Source organism: Streptomyces marokkonensis (assembly GCF_039539045.1).
In the GTDB taxonomy this organism is placed as follows: Bacteria; Actinomycetota; Actinomycetes; order Streptomycetales; family Streptomycetaceae; genus Streptomyces; species Streptomyces marokkonensis.
This window is the reverse complement of the sequence record NZ_BAABCQ010000041.1, coordinates 33,740-49,539: the sequence shown is the minus strand read 5'-3', so window position 1 is coordinate 49,539 and position 15,800 is coordinate 33,740. Positions and strand designations below refer to the sequence as shown.

Below are 15,800 nucleotides of genomic sequence, written 5' to 3'. Positions count from 1 at the left end.
AAAGAACCGCAGATCAGCAGGTCGTGTGACCTGCGAGGTTAAACGCCAAGCTCAGAGCCGGGTCGAGTTGACCGAGGTACCCACCTCCCCAGAGACTCGCCGCATCGAGTCGTTGGCCGGCCGGTTGCACGACGCGGGGCAGGCACGTCCTCCGCCCCGCGTGGATCCGGGCCGGGGCGGTGGCGCAGAGGGCGGTGCGGCTGCCGGTACCCGGTCGGGAGTGGTCAGCCGGGCAGGTCAGCCACAGCCACCGTTACGCGTACCGGAGCTCCCCAGGCCGGACCGAGCGTCCCAGCAGCGGCAGTGACGTCGCCGCCGCCAGCAGGCAGGACGCGTACACGGTGGGCGCTACCAGGAGGGCGGTCCAGGGGAGCGAACCGTCGCCGGCGAGGGTTGAGTACCAGGTGCCGATCGCCAGGCCCCCGATGCCGGCCAGCAGCAGGGCGGGTGCGAGCGGGACGGCGGTCTCCAGCAGCAGCGCCCGGTTCAGGACCGTACGCGGGACACCCGCGGCGACCTGGGCGGCCAGGGCCCGACGGCGGGTGGTCAGGGACTCGGCGGTGCCCACGGCGAGGCCGGAGAGCGTGATGGCGAGGGCGACGAGGACGGCGGCGCCGGTCAGATCGAGGCCGGTGGTGTAGTACTCCATGTCGGCGGCGAGCCGGTCCCGCCCAGTGGCGCGCAGGTCGATGAGCATCGCGTGCCGGACGCACAGGAACGCCGTGCCGGCGACCGTCACCAGCAGCACCGCGGCGTGCGTGCGGGCCGGGGCCCACGGGTCGTCGCGCAGCCGCTCCGCCGCGATGAGCGGCGCGGCCGTCCGGGCTCGGGGGGCGAGCAGCCGCCCGGTGGTGCGGGCCGTGGCCCCGGACAGCCACACCACACCGGCGGCAAGGGCGACGACGAGGCAGAAGACGGTCAGCGGCGTCCGCCAGTCGAACCGGTTGCCCGAGACGTGGCCGCCGCCCATCGCGAGCGGTGCCGCCCCGGCCAGGATGACCAGCGCACCCAGGAACAACAGCCCCGGCCCCCGGCCCGTCGCCGGCCGTACCCGGCGCACCCGGCCCAGCGGCGAGGCCACCACCCGGCGCAGCGCCAGTGCGCCCGCCACCGCGCCCAGCCCCGGTACGCCGACGGCGACCAGAGCGAAGCCGGTCCAGGTCAGTGCGGTCGGCCCGCTCCACAGGCGCAGCAGGAACAGGCCGGAGAAGACGGTCACCACCGCCGAGCCCGCCAGACACGCCAACCCGGTCTCCAGCGCGGCGATCCGCCGCACCTGCCAGGGCGTCGCCCCGGCCAGCCGCAGTCCGGCCAGCCGCCGGTCGCGGTGCACGGCACCGATCCGGGCGCACTGGCCGAGGAAGGCCAGCACCGGCACCAGCAACAGCAGCAGACCGCTGATCACGCCGCCGCGGGTGCCGGCTCCGCTCAGCAGGCCGTGGAAGACGGACACGCTGTAACCGTCCGGGACCGACACGAGGGTGACGGCCGCCAGCGCGAGACCCGTCGCCAGCCCCGCGCCCACCGCCGTGAGCATGATCCGCCACCACTCCCGCCGGTCCGACCCGCGCACCAGCTGCCGGGCCAGCCGAACGTCCGAAACCACCGTTCTCACGCCGTCACCCCCAGCGGTGCCACGGCGCCGTCCCGCAGTCGCACCTCGCGGTCCGCGTACGCCGCCACCTGGGCGTCGTGCGTGACCAGCAGCACCGCGGTGCCCGACTCCCGGGCGGTGTGCGCCAGCGCCGTCATCACCTGCTCGCTCGCCAGCGCGTCCAGCGCCCCGGTCGGCTCGTCCGCGAAGACCGCCTTCGGCCCGGTGACCAGCGCCCGGGCGAGTGCCGCCCGTTGTGCCTGCCCGCCGCTCATCTCGCCCGGCCGCAACTCCTCCTGCCCGCGCACCCCGAACCGCTCCAGCCACTCCCCGGCCCGCACCCGCGCCTCGATGCGGCCGGTTCCGGCGAGCATCAGCGGCAGCGCCACGTTGTCCGTCGCCGTCAGCTCCGGGATCAGCTGCCCGAACTGGAAGACCACACCGAAGTCGGTGCGGCGCAGCTCGCTCAGCCGCTTCTCCGGCAGTTCCTCCAGCCGCTGACCGGCGTACGTCACCGAACCGGCGTCCGGCCGGACGATCCCGGCCAGGCAGTGCAGCAGCGTCGACTTCCCGCTGCCGCTGGCCCCGGTGACGGCGAGGATCTCGCCGGCCCGCAGTTCGACACACGCGCCGCGCAGGGCCTTCGTCCTGCCGTGCGCCTTCACCAGGTCGCGGGCCGCGAGCAGCGGCCCGGTCGTGGTCCCGGACGTGTCCCCGTTTCTCATGCTGTGCGGACCTCCGCGGTCAGGGTGGTGAGCCGGGCCGCCGTGGTGGTCATCCAACGGAGGTCGGCGTCGAGGTGATTGAGGGCGTAGTCGGCCGACAGCACGGTCGTCAGGTCCGTGCCCGGGGCCGTCTTGACCGCCGTGAGCTCCCGCATCCGTCCCATGTGGGCGGCGCGCTGGGCCAGCAGGTAGGCGCCCGCGTCGCCGCCGGTGAGGATCGAGACGACGACCTTGGCGAAGATCTCGTTCGTCACGAACGGCGCGGGCGGTGCGATCTCGGCCGCCCACCGGGCCAGTTCACGCGTGCCCTCGTTCGTCGCGCGGTACGCGGTCCGTTCCGGGCCGCCGTCCGACGCGGTGCCGTCGACCTCCGCGAGACCGTCCCGGACCAGACGCTGCAGCGTCGTGTAGACCTGCCCGTAGGCCAGTGGACGGGCCTCGGGGAAGCGTGCGTCATGGCGTCGCTTCAGGTCGTAGCCATGGCTCGGCCCCGAGGCGAGCAGTCCCAACAGGATGTGACGGGTGCTCATGGCGAGCAGTATTCACCGAGTGCATGTACTGAGTGAATAGTCGGCCGGGAAGTTGTCGGGAAACCGCCGGTGCCGTCGTCCACCTGATTCTCGCGAGGAGGCCCCGGCGTCGACGAAGCTCGCCCGCGTGACCGGTTTGCGTGATCTCCGAATGGGTTAGGTGACTGTTCTGTCCGCATTCGAAGCGAGTTCACCGGGATGGAGTGTGACCAGCGGCACGTTGTCGGTGCTGAGGCGTCTGACCTTGCGCGGACTGGGTAGGGGCTGCCGTAACCCGCCAAAAGCGTGCTCGACAGAAGTCGACGAATCTCGACGAAGTTCTATGAAGGAGACCCCGTGGTTGCACTGGCACCGCTTCTGCTCCCGGCCCCGTCCAAACCCGTGGCGGAGCCGTCCAGCCCATGGGCGGAGCCCTCCGCCGCCTCCGACACCCCGCACTACTGCGTCTTCGGCGCCACCGGCAGCTGCGCCGAGACCCCGCTCACCAGCGAACCGCCGCTGCCCGACGCCGAGCCCCTCACCAGCGAGTCGCCGTTCGCCGACGCCGTACCGCTGACCAGCGAGTCCTCGCCCGAACTCACGGCGGACGTGCCGGAGCAGGGCGGCCCCTCCTTCGCCGTCCCGGAATCCCCGATGTCGTAGAGGTCACAGATGCCAGCAGCCAGGCCGGACGAGCCCCCCACCGAGGACCTTCCCGAGGATCTGACCCGGCTCGCCGCCCTGCACGGCGTCGCCACCTCCTACAGCCCGTCCCCGGACCGCACCGTCGCGGCCTCGGCCACCGCCGTCACCCTGGCCCTGGCCGCCCTCGGCGTGGACACGAGCACGCCGCAGGCCGTACGCGCCGCGCTCGCCGCCCGTGAGAGCGAGCTGCGCGAACGCCTGCTGCCGCCCACCGTGGTCGCCCGGCCCGACGGCGGGCCGCCGGCCGCCCTGGCCGCGCTCCCCGAGGGCACCCGGGTGCGCGTCGACACGGAGCGGGGCGAGACCTGTGACGGCACCGGACCGCTGCCGCCCGGCGTCCACCGTCTGACCGCCACGGCGCCCGACGGCCGGACCGCCCGCGCCCACCTGATCGTCGCGCCCGCCGGGCTGCCCGTCCCGGCCGCACGCTCCTACGGACTCCTCGTCCAGCTCTACTCCCTCCTCTCCCGCCGCTCCTGGGGCATGGGCGACCTCGGCGACCTCGGTGAACTGGCAGCCTGGGCGGGGCGCGCCCTCGGCGCCGGTTTCCTCCAGGTCAACCCGCTGCACGCGGCCGTGCCAGGCGCACCCACCGATCCCTCCCCGTACCGGCCCTCCTCCCGCCGCTTCCCCGACCCCGTGCACCTGCGGATCGAGGACGTGCCCGAGTTCGCGTACGTCACCGACCAGGCGCGCGCCCGGTCCCTCGAGGAGCGGGCCGGGCGGCTGCGCGAGGGCGTACTGGAGAAGGACGCCCTGATCGACCGGGACGCCGTGTGGGAGCTCAAGCGCGAGGCCCTCGAACTGCTCGCCGAGGTCCCCCTCGGACCCGGCCGCCGCGCCGCCTACTGCGACTACCTCGCCGAACAGGGCACCGCGCTGGAGGACCACGCCACCTGGTGCGCACTCGCCGAGGTCCACGGCTCCGACTGGCACCAGTGGCCCGAGGGTCTGCGTGACCCCCGTTCGGCCGACACCGAACGCGCCCGCACCGAGCTGATGGACCGCGTCGACTTCCACTCCCGCCTGACCTGGCTCACCGACACCCAGCTCACCGCCGCACAGCGCGCCGCCCGTGAGGCCGGCATGCCGGTCGGCATCGTCCACGACCTCGCCGTGGGCGTGCATCCGCGAGGCGCCGACTCCTGGGCGCAGCAGGAGTACTTCGCCGCCGGTATGTCGGTGGGCGCGCCACCCGACGCCTTCAACGCCCGCGGCCAGGACTGGGGCCTGCCGCCCTGGCGCCCCGACCGCCTGGCCGCCTTCGGCTACGCGCCCTTCCGAAGTCTGCTGCGGGGCCTGTTCCGCTACGCCGGAGCCCTGCGCATCGACCACGTCATGGGCCTGTTCCGCCTGTGGTGGGTCCCGGAGGGCCACCCGCCCACCGAGGGCACCTACGTCCGCTACGACGCCGAGGCCATGCTCGCCGTACTCGTCCTGGAAGCGACCCGGGCCGGCGCCGTGGTCATCGGTGAGGACCTGGGTACCGTGGAGCCCGGCGTGCGCGAGGCGCTGCGCGAACGCGGGGTGCTCGGCACCTCGGTGCTCTGGTTCGAGCGCGACTGGACGGGCGACGGCCGCCCCCTGCCGCCCGAGCGGTGGCGCGCCGACTGCCTGGCCACCGCCACCACCCACGACCTGCCGTCCACCGCGGCACGCCTCACCGGCGAACACGTCGAACTCCGCGACCGCCTCGGCCTGCTCGCCCGCCCGCTGGAGGAGGAGCGGGCCGAGGCGTCGGCGGACACGGCCGAGTGGCTGGACGTACTGGCCCGCCTCGGCCTGCTGCACGGCACCGGCGGCGACACCGGCGTCCCCTCAGAGGAGGCCGGCATCCAGGCCGTCCACCGCTTCCTGCTGCGCACCCCCGCCCGCATGGCCGGCATCTGGCTGCCGGACGCCGTCGGCGACCGCCGCCCGCAGAACATCCCCGGCACCTGGGACCAGTACCCGAACTGGCGCCTGCCCGTCGCCGACGCCGAAGGCCGCCCGGTGACCTTGGAGGACCTGGCCCTCTCGCCCCGGCTGCACGCCCTGATCGATGCCGTACGCAACCGCGCCGACGGCTGAGCGGCACGCTCCGGGGCCGCCCGAAACAGCCCGGAGGCCGCCCGCGGGCCGCGTCCGGGCCCCCGTACGGCACCCCGGGCGCGCGCCCGTTCCGGCCGTTCGCTAACTTTGCACCGTGGACAAGAAGAACGCCCTGCGCGCCGGCGCCCTGGCAGCCGGTACGACGCTGATGATGCTGCTCATGTCGTCCCCCGCGCTCGCGCTGACCCGCGACGACGGCGACGACCCCGGTACCGGTCTCAGCGTCATCGAGACGGTGGGCCTCTACGTCGTGGCCCCGATCGCGTTGTTCGTGGTCATCACGGCCCTGGTCATGGTCCTGGACAAGTCCAAGGAGGAGCACCGCGTGACCTCCCGCAACGTCAGGACCAAGGCGAAGGCCGACGCCAAGGCCTGACGGCCCGCCTCAGCTTCACCGAGGGCGCCGGTCCCACCGCACGTACGCGCGTCAGCGCGTGTACATGCGGGGGACCGGCGCCCTCGGCGCGTCTCCCGCCTACTTCTCGGTGCCGGCGAGGAGATCCCGCAGCAGGACGGCCAGTTGGCCCGCCCGTTCGTCGTCGAGGACGGACAGGGCCTCCGTCTGGACGGCCAGTCCCGCGCCGACCGCCTCGTCGATCAGCTCCAGCCCCCGGTCGGTGAGCGTGACCTGAAGTCCCCGCCGGTCGTGCGGGTCCGGGGAACGGCGCAGTAGCCCGGCCCGTTCGAGCTTGTCCAGCCGGCCGGTCATGCCGCCCGTGGTGAGCATCAGCGTGGCCGAGAGCTGCCGGGGGGAGAGCGTGTAGGGCTCGCCGGAGCGGCGCAGGGTGGCCAGGGCGTCGAACTCCCCGCGGGAGATCCCGAAGCGCGTGTACGCCTTCTCCATCCGGTCGCCCATCGCGCGCGCGAGCCGGAAGACGCGGCCGAACACCTCCATTGCGGCCGTATCCAGGTCGGGCCGCACCTCCGCCCACTGGTCGATGATCGCGTCGACGGGGTCGTTGCGCGGCTCGGGGCGCCGTCCGGGGCGTTCAGTCATGGCACGAGTATCGAGGCCGATCAGGCTCGGTCGCAAGAAAGTAGCTTGACGGAAACTTGCTTAGAGCTAAGCTACTGGCTGCCGAGCTTCCCGACTTCGCTTCTCCGACTCCCGGAAGAGAGCCCGCCATGGCCGTCGGCCGCCCCGCCCTCATCGCGCTCACCGCCCTGGCGCCCATCTCCTGGGGCACCACCTACGCCGTGACGACCGGGTTCCTGCCGCCCGACCGGCCTCTGTTCACCGGGCTGACGCGCGCCCTGCCCGCCGGTCTGCTGCTGCTCGCCCTCGCCCGGGTGCTGCCGCGCGGCGCCTGGTGGTGCAAGGCGGCGGTGCTGGGCGCGCTCAACATCGGGGCCTTCTTTCCGCTGCTGTTCCTCTCGGCCTACCGGCTGCCGGGCGGGACGGCGGCCGCGGTCGGCTCGGCCGGTCCGCTGTTCGTCGTCGGGCTCTCGGCGCTGCTGCTCGGACAGCGGCCCACCGTCCGGTCCGTGCTCGCCGGCGTCGTCGCCGCGTTCGGTGTCAGCCTGGTGGTGCTGAAGGCGGCCGGGGCGCTGGACGCGCTCGGTGTGGCGGCGGCCCTCGCGTCCACCGCCTCCATGTCGGCGGGCACCGTGCTCACCAAGCGGTGGGGCCGCCCCGACGGCGTCGGCCCGCTCGCGCTCACCGGCTGGCAGCTGACCGCCGGCGGCCTGCTCATCGCGCCCCTCGCCCTCCTGGTGGAGGGCGCCCCGCCCGCCCTGGACGCCCCGGCGGTCGGCGGCTACCTCTACCTCGCCCTGGCCAACACGGCGTTGGCGTACTGGCTCTGGTTCCGCGGCATCGGCCGGCTCTCCGCCACCCAGGTCACCTTCCTCGGCCCGCTCTCCCCGCTGACCGCCGCCGTCGTCGGCTGGGCGATGCTCGGCGAGACGCTGACACCGGTGCAGCTGGTTGGCATGGCGCTGGCGTTCGGGGCGACGGCCGCGGGGCAGCTCGTGTCACGGGCTCGGATGGCCGAGCCTTCCGGATCTTTCAGTTCTCCTTCAAGGAACGGTCGAAAAGATTCGATGGACCTGACGGGTCCGGCACTGCGACGGTAGGTCGGTAGGCACATCGTGATCGTCGCCCCGCCGAGAGGACCTCCGTGGCCGTAGCCGACCGCCGGACCACCACCCCCGCACCCACTCCCGCCGTCGGCCCGGCCACCACCGGCGGCCCCGCTGCCCCCGTCGCCCTCGGGATCGGGCTCGCCGTACTGGCCACCCTCGTCTGGTCCGGCAGCTTCGTCACCTCCCGCGCCCTCGGTGACAGCGTGCCCCCCGTCCAGCACGCCTTCTGGCGCTGGGTGGTGGCGCTCGCCGTCGTCGCCCCCTTCGGCGCCCGGCGGGCCTGGCGGCAACGCGCGCTGATCCGGCGTCACCTCGGCTTCGTCCTCCTCGCCTCCCTGCTCGGCGTGACCGTCTACAACACCCTGGTCAACCAGGCCGGCGTCACCACCCCCGCCGCCAACATGGGCATGATCATGGCGGCCTCCCCGGTGCTGATGGCGGTCTTCGAACGGGCGGGCGGCGTACGGCTCGGCGCCCGCCGGGTCGCCGGGCTGCTCGTCGCCTGCGCGGGTGTGCTGCTGCTGATCGGCGGCGGGGCGTCGTTCGCGGCCGGTGACCTGTGGATGGTCGCCGCCGCCTGCTGCTTCGGGTCGTACAGCGCGCTGCTGCGCCGCAGGCCCGCCGGCCTGGACGGAGCGGGGTTCCTCTTCACCACGTTCCTGTTCGGCACCGTCCTGCTGCTGCCCGCCCAGGGCGTCAGCCTCGCCGTCCAGGGCGGTTTCAGCCCGGACCCGGGCAATGTCCTGCCGCTCCTCTACGTCGGCGTCGCCTCCTCCGCGGTCGCCTTCTTCGCCTGGAACAAGGCGATCTCCCTGATCGGCCCCTCCCGCGCCGGGGTCGTCTACTACCTCCAGCCGGTGTGCGTGGCCCTGCTCTCCTGGGCCCTGCTGTCCGAGCCGACCGGCTGGGCGCAGGCCGGGTGCATGGCGCTGATCCTCGGCGGCGTCGTCCTCGGCGCCGCCTCGGGGGCCGGGCCGCGTCGGTGAGGAGGGCGACCCGCGGATAGGTTGCCGCCATGGCCGACTGGGACATCCGCAAGCTGCAGATCCTGCGGACGCTGCGGGAACGGGGCACGGTGACCGCGACGGCCGAGGCGCTGCGCATGACGCCGTCCGCCGTGTCGCAACAGCTGACGAACCTCTCCAGGCAGCTCGGGGTGGAGCTGCTCCAAGCCCAGGGCAGACGGGTCCGGCTGACGGACGCGGCCCGCCTGGTGCTGCGGCACGCCGAGGCGGTGTTCGAGCAACTGGAACGGGCCGACGCCGAACTGGCGGCCTACGTCCACGGGGACGCCGGCGAGGTGCGGGTCGGCGCCTTCTCCACCGCCGTGCCCGCCCTCGTCGTACCGGCCGTGACCGCGTTGCGGGTGACGCACCCCAGGGTCGCGGTGCGGGTACGGGAGGCCGAGGCGCAGGAGGCGTACGAGCTGCTGGCCGCCGGGGAGGTGGACCTCGCCCTGTCGCTGGCCGCGCAGGCGCCGAGCGCCGTCGACCCGCGCTTCACCCGCGTCCCGCTCCTCGCCGACCCGCTGGACGTCGCCCTGCCCGGCGACCATCCGCTGGCCCGCGCGGACGGGCTGCGGCTGGCCGACCTCGCCGCCGAACCGTGGATCTTCGGGGGCAGCGGGCCCTGGTCCGACATCACGCGCGGTGCCTGCGAGACGGCCGGGTTCCGGCCCCACCAGGGTCACGCGGCGGCCGGCTGGACCGCGATCCTCGCGATGGTCGAGGCGGGCATGGGCGTGGCCCTGGTGCCGCGCATGGCGGCCGTGCCGAGGGACGGAGTGGTGATGCGCGAGCTGTGCGCGGACCGTCCCGTGCGGCACGTGGTCGCGGCGGTGCGCAAGGGGGCACAGGAGAGCGCGGCGGTGGGGCGGGTACTGGACGCCCTGCGAACGGCCGCGACCACCCCCACCTCCGGCGGCCGCCAGGCGTCCTCCGGTGGTCCCCGGGTGGCCTCGGAGGCCCTGTAGGCGGCTTGCCGGCGGCCCGTAGGTGGTCTCCGGTGGTCCTCGGGCGGCCTGCCGGCGGCCCGTAGCCGCCCCCGACGCCCCGCGGGCAGCCCCCGACGCCCCGCAGGCCGCCCCGCCCGCCGGACAGGCCCGGCCTGACCCCCTGCCGGAGAAACGGGAAGGGGCGCCCGGTGCGACGAGCACCGGACGCCCCCAGAGACGTAGCGCCTACTCGCCGGAGGCCGCCGCGTCCGCCGCCTGCGCCCTCAGCGCCCGCTCGACGCCCGAGCGGGACTCCGAGACCAGCCGCCGCAGGGCCGCGTTCGGCTCGGCGGAGGACAGCCAGGCGTCCGTGCGGTCCAGGGTCTCCTGGGACACCTGCACCGCCGGGTACAGGCCGACCGCGATCTGCTGGGCCATCTCGTGCGAACGGGACTCCCAGGCGCCCTTGAGCGCCTCGAAGTACCGCTCCGTGTACGGCGCGAGCAGCTCGCGCTGGTCGGTCTGGACGAAGCCGGCGATGACCGCCTCCTGCACGGCGTTCGGCAGCTTGTCGGACTCCACGACCGACTCCCACGCCTCCGCCTTGGCCGCCTCGGTCGGACGGGCGGCCCGCGCGGTGGCGGCGTGCCGCTCACCGGCGGCGGTCCTGTCCCGCTCGTACTCGCCCGCGATCTCCGACCCGCCGAACCGGCCCACGGCCGCGAGCCGCTGCACGAACGTCCAGCGCAGCTCGGTGTCGACGGCCAGGCCCTCGATCGTCGTCGTGCCGTCCAGCAGCGCGTCCAGCAGGTCCAGCTGCTCCGGCGTCCTGGCCGTCGCCGCGAACGCCCGCGCCCACGCCAGCTGGTGGTCGCTGCCCGCCTCGGCGGCCCGCAGATGGGCCAGCGTGGCCTCCGTCCAGCGGGTGAGCAGCGCCTCGCGGGCGGTCGGGGCGGAGTACTGGTCGATGGCCAGCTTCACCTGGCGGTGCAGCGACTGCACCACGCCGATGTCGGACTCCTTGCCGATGCCGGACAGCACCAGGGCGAGGTAGTCGCGGGTCGCGAGCTCCGCGTCCCGGGTCATGTCCCAGGCCGACGCCCAGCACAGGGCGCGCGGCAGCGACTCGGTGAAGTCGCCCAGGTGCTCGGTGACGACGGCCAGGGACCGCTCGTCCAGGCGGACCTTGGCGTACGACAGGTCGTCGTCGTTGAGCAGTACGACCGCCGGGCGGCGCTTGCCGACCAGCTGCGGTACGGCCGTCAGCTCGCCGTCGACGTCCAGCTCGACGCGCTCGCCGCGCACCAGCTTGCCGCCGGCGTCGAGGTCGTAGGCGCCGATCGCGATGCGGTGCGGGCGCAGGGTGGGCTCACCCTTGGCGCCGACGGGCAGGACGGGGGCCTCCTGGCGGATCGCGAAGGCCGTGATGACCCCGTCCGCGTCCGTCTCGATCTCCGGGCGCAGCACGTTGATGCCGGCCGTCTCCAGCCACGCCTTCGACCAGGTCCTCAGGTCGCGGCCGGAGGTCTCCTCCAGGGCGCCCAGCAGGTCGGACAGGCGCGTGTTGCCGAACGCGTGCCGCTTGAAGTAGGCCTGCACGCCCTTGAAGAACGCGTCCTCACCGACGTACGCCACGAGCTGCTTGAGCACCGATGCGCCCTTGGCGTACGTGATGCCGTCGAAGTTGACGAGCACGTCGTCCAGGTCGCTGATGTCCGCCATGATCGGGTGCGTGGACGGCAGCTGGTCCTGCCGGTACGCCCAGGTCTTCATCTGGTTGGCGAACGTCGTCCACGAGTGCGGCCACTTCGAGCCGGGCGCGTCGGCCTGGCAGGCGGCCTCGGCGTAGGTGGCGAACGACTCGTTCAGCCACAGGTCGTTCCACCACTCCATGGTGACCAGGTCGCCGAACCACATGTGCGCCAGCTCGTGCAGGATCGTGGCGGCCCGCACCTCGTACGCGGCGTCCGTCACCTTCGAACGGAACACGTACTGGTCACGGATGGTCACCGCGCCCGCGTTCTCCATCGCGCCCGCGTTGAACTCGGGCACGAAGAGCTGGTCGTACTTCGCGAAGGGGTACTGGTAGTCGAACTTCTCCTGGAACCACTCGAAGCCCTGCCGGGTCACCTCGAAGATGGCGTCCGAGTCGAGGTGCTCGGCCAGCGAGGGCCGGCAGTAGATGCCGAGCGGGACGGACTGGCCGTCCTTCTCGTACACGCTGTGCACGGAGTGGTACGGGCCGACGATCAGCGCCGTGATGTACGACGAGATGCGCGGGGTCGGCTCGAAGACCCAGACGTTGTCCTGGGGCTCCGGGGTGGGCGAGTTGGAGATGACCGTCCAGCCCTCGGGCGCCTTCACGGTGAACTGGAAGGTCGCCTTCAGGTCCGGCTGCTCGAAGGACGCGAAGACGCGGCGCGCGTCCGGCACCTCGAACTGCGTGTACAGGTAGGCCTGGTCGTCGACCGGGTCGACGAACCGGTGCAGGCCCTCGCCGGTGTTGGTGTACGCGCAGTCGGCGACCACGCGCAGGATGTTGCGCCCCGGCAGCAACCCCGGCAGGGCGATGCGGGAGTCCTGGAACACCTCGGCGGCGTCGAGGGAGTCGCCGTTCAGCGTCACCTCGTGGACCGTCGGCGCGACCAGGTCGATGAAGGACTCGCCGCGCTCGTCGCCGGTCTCCGCGACGTCGAAGCGCACCGTGGTCACGGACCGGTAGGTGCCGCCCTCCTGCGCGCCGGTGAGGTCGAGATCGATCTCGTACGAGTCAACGGTCAGCAGCGTCGCCCGCTGCCGCGCTTCTTCGCGGGTCAGGTTTGTGCCAGGCACGCGGTCATCTCCTCGTTATGTGTGGGTTGCGCCATCCTTCCACGTGGCCCGTACCCAACGCGATGTCCATTTCCCGCCGGTGCGCGGGCCGGGCGGGCGCGAGCCTGGATCCATGCAGCACTACACCGCACGGCCGATCCCGCCGGCCGCCCTGAGGGAACTGCGCACCACCGACGACGCGGGCCGCGTGCCCGCCCCGTTCACCGACGACGAGGGTGGCGCGCCCCTGCGCTGCTGCCTGCGCCGCAGCCGCCCGGGGGAGAGGATCACCCTCGTCTCCTACGCCCCGCTGCGGCGCCGGGCCGCCCGGGCGGGTACCGACCCGGGCGCGTACGACGAGCGGGGGCCGGTCTTCGTCCACGCCGAACAGTGCGCGGGACCGGAGGCGGACGGCCTCGCCTTCACGAACGCGCACCGCGTCCTGCGCCGCTACTCGGCCGACGGGCGCATCCTGGGCGGGCGACTGGTCGAGGGCGCCGACGCCTTCGCACCCGCCCTTCGGAAAGCGTTCGACGACCCGGCCGTGGCGTTCGTCCACGTCCGGGCCGTCGAGTACGGCTGCTTCCTCTACGAGGTCCGCAGAGGCTAGCTCCTGGTTAGCCCTTCAGCTCCGCCGCCACCAGCTCCGCGATCTGCACCGCGTTCAGGGCCGCGCCCTTGCGCAGGTTGTCGTTGGAGACGAACAGGGCGAGGCCGTTGTCCACGGTCTCGTCCTGGCGGATACGGCCCACGTACGACGGGTCCTGGCCGGCCGCCTCCAGCGGGGTCGGCACCTCGGTGAGCGCGACGCCGGGTGCGCCGGCCAGCAGCTCCTTGGCGCGCTCCACACTGATCGGGCGGGCGAAGCGGGCGTTGATCTGGAGGGAGTGGCCGCTGAAGACGGGCACGCGCACGCAGGTGCCGGACACCTTCAGCTCCGGGACCTCCAGGATCTTGCGGGACTCGTGGCGGAGCTTCTGCTCCTCGTCCGTCTCGTGCAGCCCGTCGTCCACGATGGAACCGGCCAGCGGGAGCACGTTGTACGCGATCGGCGCCACGTACTTCTCCGGCTTCGGGAACTCTACCGCCGCACCGTCGTGGGCGAGCTTGGGCGCGTCCGCGCCGGCCTTCTGGACCTGCTCGAACAGCTCGTCCACGCCGGCCACGCCGGAACCGGACACGGCCTGGTAGGTGGCGACGACCAGCGCTTCGAGACCCGCCTCGGCGTGCAGCGGACGCAGGACCGGCATCGCGGCCATCGTCGTGCAGTTCGGGTTGGCGATGATGCCCTTGGGGCGGTCGGCGATCGCGTGCGGGTTCACCTCGGAGACGACCAGCGGGACCTCGGGGTCGCGGCGCCAGGCGGAGGAGTTGTCGATCACGACCGGGCCCTGGGAGGCGACCTTCTCGGCCAGCGCCTTCGAGGTGGCACCGCCCGCGGAGAACAGCACGATGTCCAGGCCCGAGTAGTCGGCGGTGGCCGCGTCCTCCACCGTCACGCCGTCCAGCTCCTTGCCGGCGCTGCGGGCCGAGGCGAACAGACGCAGCTCGGTGACCGGGAAGTCGCGTTCCGTGAGGATCCCGCGCATGACCGTGCCGACCTGACCGGTGGCTCCGACGATTCCGACCCTCACGGGGACTCCTTCTCCGTTTGTGCGCGTGTCTTCACGCGCGCTTTGCTCGGCCGAGACTTTTCCATCATGGGGCGAAGTCCGGCCCGCCTGTCCAGTTCTTTGCGCGGGGTGGCCGCACCGTGGGACGCGGCGACTCGGACAGCAGACGCGGTCCTTCGGCAAAAATCCCTGCTGAGCTGCAGAAATTCACCTCCGGCGGGCCCCGCGCCGCAAGCTGTGCTGTTCCGGCCCCTGCCCATCCCCGCCCGCCCCACACGACGATGTGACGTACGCCTCGCACCGCGGGGCCGCCGGCCGGGCGAACGTTTCGGGCCCCGCCGGCGTCGTAGGGGAAACGTGGCTGGGGGAGGGGTGGCCGTGCTGCGCAGAAGGGCCCGCCGCGGGCAGGGGGACGGCGTACTCGACGACCCTCTGGACGCGGCCCAGGAACGCCGGGTGCGGGCGGTGCTCGCGCTGGGCGGGGTGCCGCAGGCGGACCTGCCGGACGGGGTGCAGCAGGTCCGCCTGCGGCTGCTGGAGCGGACGGCGAGCGGCCGGGAGGCGCCGCGCGACGTGTCCGCGTGGGCGGCGGTCGTCGCCTCCAACCTGGCCATGGACTGGCACCGGGCCAGGCGCCGCCAGGACCGGCTCGGCGAGCGCCTGGCCGCGCTGCGCCAGTCCGAGCAGCCCTCCGGCGAGGAGACCAGCCTGCTCTCCCTCGCCGTGGCCCAGGGCCTGGACGAGCTGCCCGACGCCCAGCGCCAGGTCCTCGTCCTGCGCTTTTTCGCCGACCTGCCGGTGCGCGGCATCGCCGAGGAACTCGGCGTTCCCGAGGGCACGGTCAAGAGCAGGCTGCACACGGCGGTACGGGCACTGCGGGCCCGCCTGCACGAGGACGAGGTGGTGTGAGATGGCCGCCGAACAGCAGCCCGGTGCGCACGACGCGCTGATGGCCGCGATCACGGGCGAGCCGCTGCCCCCCGGGGCGGGCGCGGGCAGGGACACCGATGCCCATGCCCATGCCCATGCCCATGCCGATGCCGATGCCGAGTACCGGTCGGCGGTGGCCGACGTGGCGCTGCTGCGGGAGCAGCTGGGGATCATCGGGCGGTCGCTGGGCGAGCCGCTTCCCGGCCCTGAGGTCTTCCCGGCCGGGGAGACCCCGCGCCGCCCCCGGCGCCGTCCGCTCGCCGTCGCCTTCGGCGTCCTCGCGGTGGCGTGCGCCGGCGTGGTGGCGACGGGGCTCGGCTGGCTGGTGGTGCAGGGAGGGAACGGAGCCGAGGACGCGGCGGGCGGCAAGGCCGCGGCGAGCGACGGGCAGGCGGACTCCGCCGATTCCGGTGGTGTCGCCTTCGGCAGCCCCCGCTACCTCGCCTGCGCCCGTCTGGTGGCCGAGGGCACGGTGGCCGGCGCGGAACCGGTGCCGGGGACCGGGCGGCACCGGATCACCCTGGACGTGACCCGCTCCTACAAGCCGCGGGAACGGCCGGGGAGGACGGGCGAGCGGATCACGTTCGTCCTGGACGACACCACCGCCCGGCTCGTCGAGGGCGACCGCGCGCTGATCGGCATCCCCCGGCACGGCGACAGCCCGGACGCCGTGATCACCGGCGCGGAGGCCGTCGCCGCCGAACGCGCCTGGATCACCGCGTCCCTGCCCGAGTCCCGCACCCTCACCTGCGATTGACCCCCGGCATGCGGAAGGGGCGGGAGCCCCGCGGAGCGCCCGCCCCT

15 protein-coding genes are annotated in these 15,800 nt (G+C 73.6%); 9 read left to right on the top strand and 6 right to left on the bottom strand.

The annotated features are described in order from the left end of the window. Nucleotides 1-253: 253 nt before the first annotated feature. From ABEA26_RS13240 to ABEA26_RS13230, 3 genes are read right to left on the bottom strand one after another with little or no spacing between them, the layout of a single operon-like run. Complete coding sequence (locus tag ABEA26_RS13240) at nt 254-1,615, bottom strand: FtsX-like permease family protein (RefSeq protein WP_345592183.1); 1,362 nt, start codon at nt 1,613-1,615, stop codon at nt 254-256. Further along, a complete protein-coding gene (locus tag ABEA26_RS13235) occupies nt 1,612-2,319 on the bottom strand; it encodes an ABC transporter ATP-binding protein (protein WP_345592181.1) in 708 nt (235 codons plus the stop codon). The genes ABEA26_RS13240 and ABEA26_RS13235 overlap by 4 nt, the downstream gene beginning before the upstream one ends. After that, entirely contained in the window at nt 2,316-2,849 is a 534-nt protein-coding gene (locus tag ABEA26_RS13230; RefSeq protein WP_345592179.1) for a PadR family transcriptional regulator, read from the bottom strand. The genes ABEA26_RS13235 and ABEA26_RS13230 overlap by 4 nt, the downstream gene beginning before the upstream one ends. 336 nt (nt 2,850-3,185) lie before the next feature. On the opposite strand from ABEA26_RS13230, the gene ABEA26_RS13225 reads away from it, so the two are divergent. The 3 genes from ABEA26_RS13225 (at nt 3,186) to ABEA26_RS13215 (ending at nt 6,000) form a co-directional block, all read left to right on the top strand. Then, nucleotides 3,186-3,491 carry a hypothetical protein gene (locus ABEA26_RS13225; RefSeq protein ID WP_345592177.1) on the top strand — a complete coding sequence of 102 codons (306 nt, stop codon included), beginning with the start codon at nt 3,186-3,188 and terminating at the stop codon, nt 3,489-3,491. 9 nt (nt 3,492-3,500) lie between these two features. Then, complete coding sequence (malQ, locus tag ABEA26_RS13220) at nt 3,501-5,603, top strand: 4-alpha-glucanotransferase (protein WP_345592175.1); 2,103 nt, start codon at nt 3,501-3,503, stop codon at nt 5,601-5,603. A 115-nt stretch (nt 5,604-5,718) separates the two neighbouring features. After that, complete coding sequence (locus ABEA26_RS13215; RefSeq protein ID WP_345592173.1) at nt 5,719-6,000, top strand: hypothetical protein; 282 nt, start codon at nt 5,719-5,721, stop codon at nt 5,998-6,000. A gap of 99 nt (nt 6,001-6,099) precedes the next feature. On the opposite strand, the gene ABEA26_RS13210 is transcribed toward ABEA26_RS13215, so the two are convergent. After that, nucleotides 6,100-6,621, bottom strand: coding sequence for a MarR family winged helix-turn-helix transcriptional regulator (locus tag ABEA26_RS13210; protein ID WP_345592172.1), 522 nt, complete (start codon nt 6,619-6,621; stop codon nt 6,100-6,102). A gap of 128 nt (nt 6,622-6,749) precedes the next feature. On the opposite strand from ABEA26_RS13210, the gene ABEA26_RS13205 reads away from it, so the two are divergent. The 3 genes from ABEA26_RS13205 to ABEA26_RS13195 are packed head-to-tail and all read left to right on the top strand — an operon-like array spanning nt 6,750 to nt 9,681. Further along, nucleotides 6,750-7,700 (top strand): EamA family transporter, encoded by a 951-nt coding sequence (locus ABEA26_RS13205; protein ID WP_345592170.1) that lies wholly within the window; start codon nt 6,750-6,752, stop codon nt 7,698-7,700. A gap of 44 nt (nt 7,701-7,744) precedes the next feature. Then, complete coding sequence (locus tag ABEA26_RS13200; RefSeq protein ID WP_425587829.1) at nt 7,745-8,695, top strand: DMT family transporter; 951 nt, start codon at nt 7,745-7,747, stop codon at nt 8,693-8,695. A 29-nt stretch (nt 8,696-8,724) separates the two neighbouring features. Next, nucleotides 8,725-9,681 (top strand): LysR family transcriptional regulator, encoded by a 957-nt coding sequence (locus ABEA26_RS13195; RefSeq protein ID WP_345592169.1) that lies wholly within the window; start codon nt 8,725-8,727, stop codon nt 9,679-9,681. Between the two features lie 207 nt (nt 9,682-9,888). On the opposite strand, the gene pepN is transcribed toward ABEA26_RS13195, so the two are convergent. Further along, entirely contained in the window at nt 9,889-12,474 is a 2,586-nt protein-coding gene (gene pepN, locus ABEA26_RS13190; RefSeq protein ID WP_345592168.1) for an aminopeptidase N, read from the bottom strand. 112 nt (nt 12,475-12,586) lie between these two features. On the opposite strand from pepN, the gene ABEA26_RS13185 reads away from it, so the two are divergent. Continuing rightward, nucleotides 12,587-13,063 carry a DUF1203 domain-containing protein gene (locus ABEA26_RS13185; protein ID WP_345592166.1) on the top strand — a complete coding sequence of 159 codons (477 nt, stop codon included), beginning with the start codon at nt 12,587-12,589 and terminating at the stop codon, nt 13,061-13,063. 7 nt (nt 13,064-13,070) lie between these two features. On the opposite strand, the gene ABEA26_RS13180 is transcribed toward ABEA26_RS13185, so the two are convergent. Next, nucleotides 13,071-14,087 carry an aspartate-semialdehyde dehydrogenase gene (locus tag ABEA26_RS13180; protein WP_345592164.1) on the bottom strand — a complete coding sequence of 339 codons (1,017 nt, stop codon included), beginning with the start codon at nt 14,085-14,087 and terminating at the stop codon, nt 13,071-13,073. 351 nt (nt 14,088-14,438) lie between these two features. On the opposite strand from ABEA26_RS13180, the gene ABEA26_RS13175 reads away from it, so the two are divergent. After that, the gene (locus ABEA26_RS13175; RefSeq protein WP_345592193.1) at nt 14,439-14,975 is read left to right on the top strand and encodes an RNA polymerase sigma factor; all 537 of its coding nucleotides are present in this window, start codon (nt 14,439-14,441) and stop codon (nt 14,973-14,975) included. Nucleotide 14,976: 1 nt separating this feature from the next. Further along, on the top strand, nt 14,977-15,753 hold the full coding sequence (locus ABEA26_RS13170) for a hypothetical protein (RefSeq protein ID WP_345592163.1): 777 nt from the start codon (nt 14,977-14,979) through the stop codon (nt 15,751-15,753). Nucleotides 15,754-15,800 lie beyond the last annotated feature (47 nt).

What these genes read in the sequence shown, in the direction of transcription:
- ABEA26_RS13235 (WP_345592181.1), bottom strand. Translation starts at nt 2,319, where the DNA reads ATGAGAAACGGGGACACGTCCGGGACCACGACCGGGCCGCTGCTCGCG.
- ABEA26_RS13230 (WP_345592179.1), bottom strand. Translation starts at nt 2,849, where the DNA reads ATGAGCACCCGTCACATCCTGTTGGGACTGCTCGCCTCGGGGCCGAGC.
- malQ (WP_345592175.1), top strand. Translation starts at nt 3,501, where the DNA reads ATGCCAGCAGCCAGGCCGGACGAGCCCCCCACCGAGGACCTTCCCGAG.
- ABEA26_RS13210 (WP_345592172.1), bottom strand. Translation starts at nt 6,621, where the DNA reads ATGACTGAACGCCCCGGACGGCGCCCCGAGCCGCGCAACGACCCCGTC.
- ABEA26_RS13205 (WP_345592170.1), top strand. Translation starts at nt 6,750, where the DNA reads ATGGCCGTCGGCCGCCCCGCCCTCATCGCGCTCACCGCCCTGGCGCCC.
- ABEA26_RS13195 (WP_345592169.1), top strand. Translation starts at nt 8,725, where the DNA reads ATGGCCGACTGGGACATCCGCAAGCTGCAGATCCTGCGGACGCTGCGG.
- ABEA26_RS13185 (WP_345592166.1), top strand. Translation starts at nt 12,587, where the DNA reads ATGCAGCACTACACCGCACGGCCGATCCCGCCGGCCGCCCTGAGGGAA.
- ABEA26_RS13170 (WP_345592163.1), top strand. Translation starts at nt 14,977, where the DNA reads ATGGCCGCCGAACAGCAGCCCGGTGCGCACGACGCGCTGATGGCCGCG.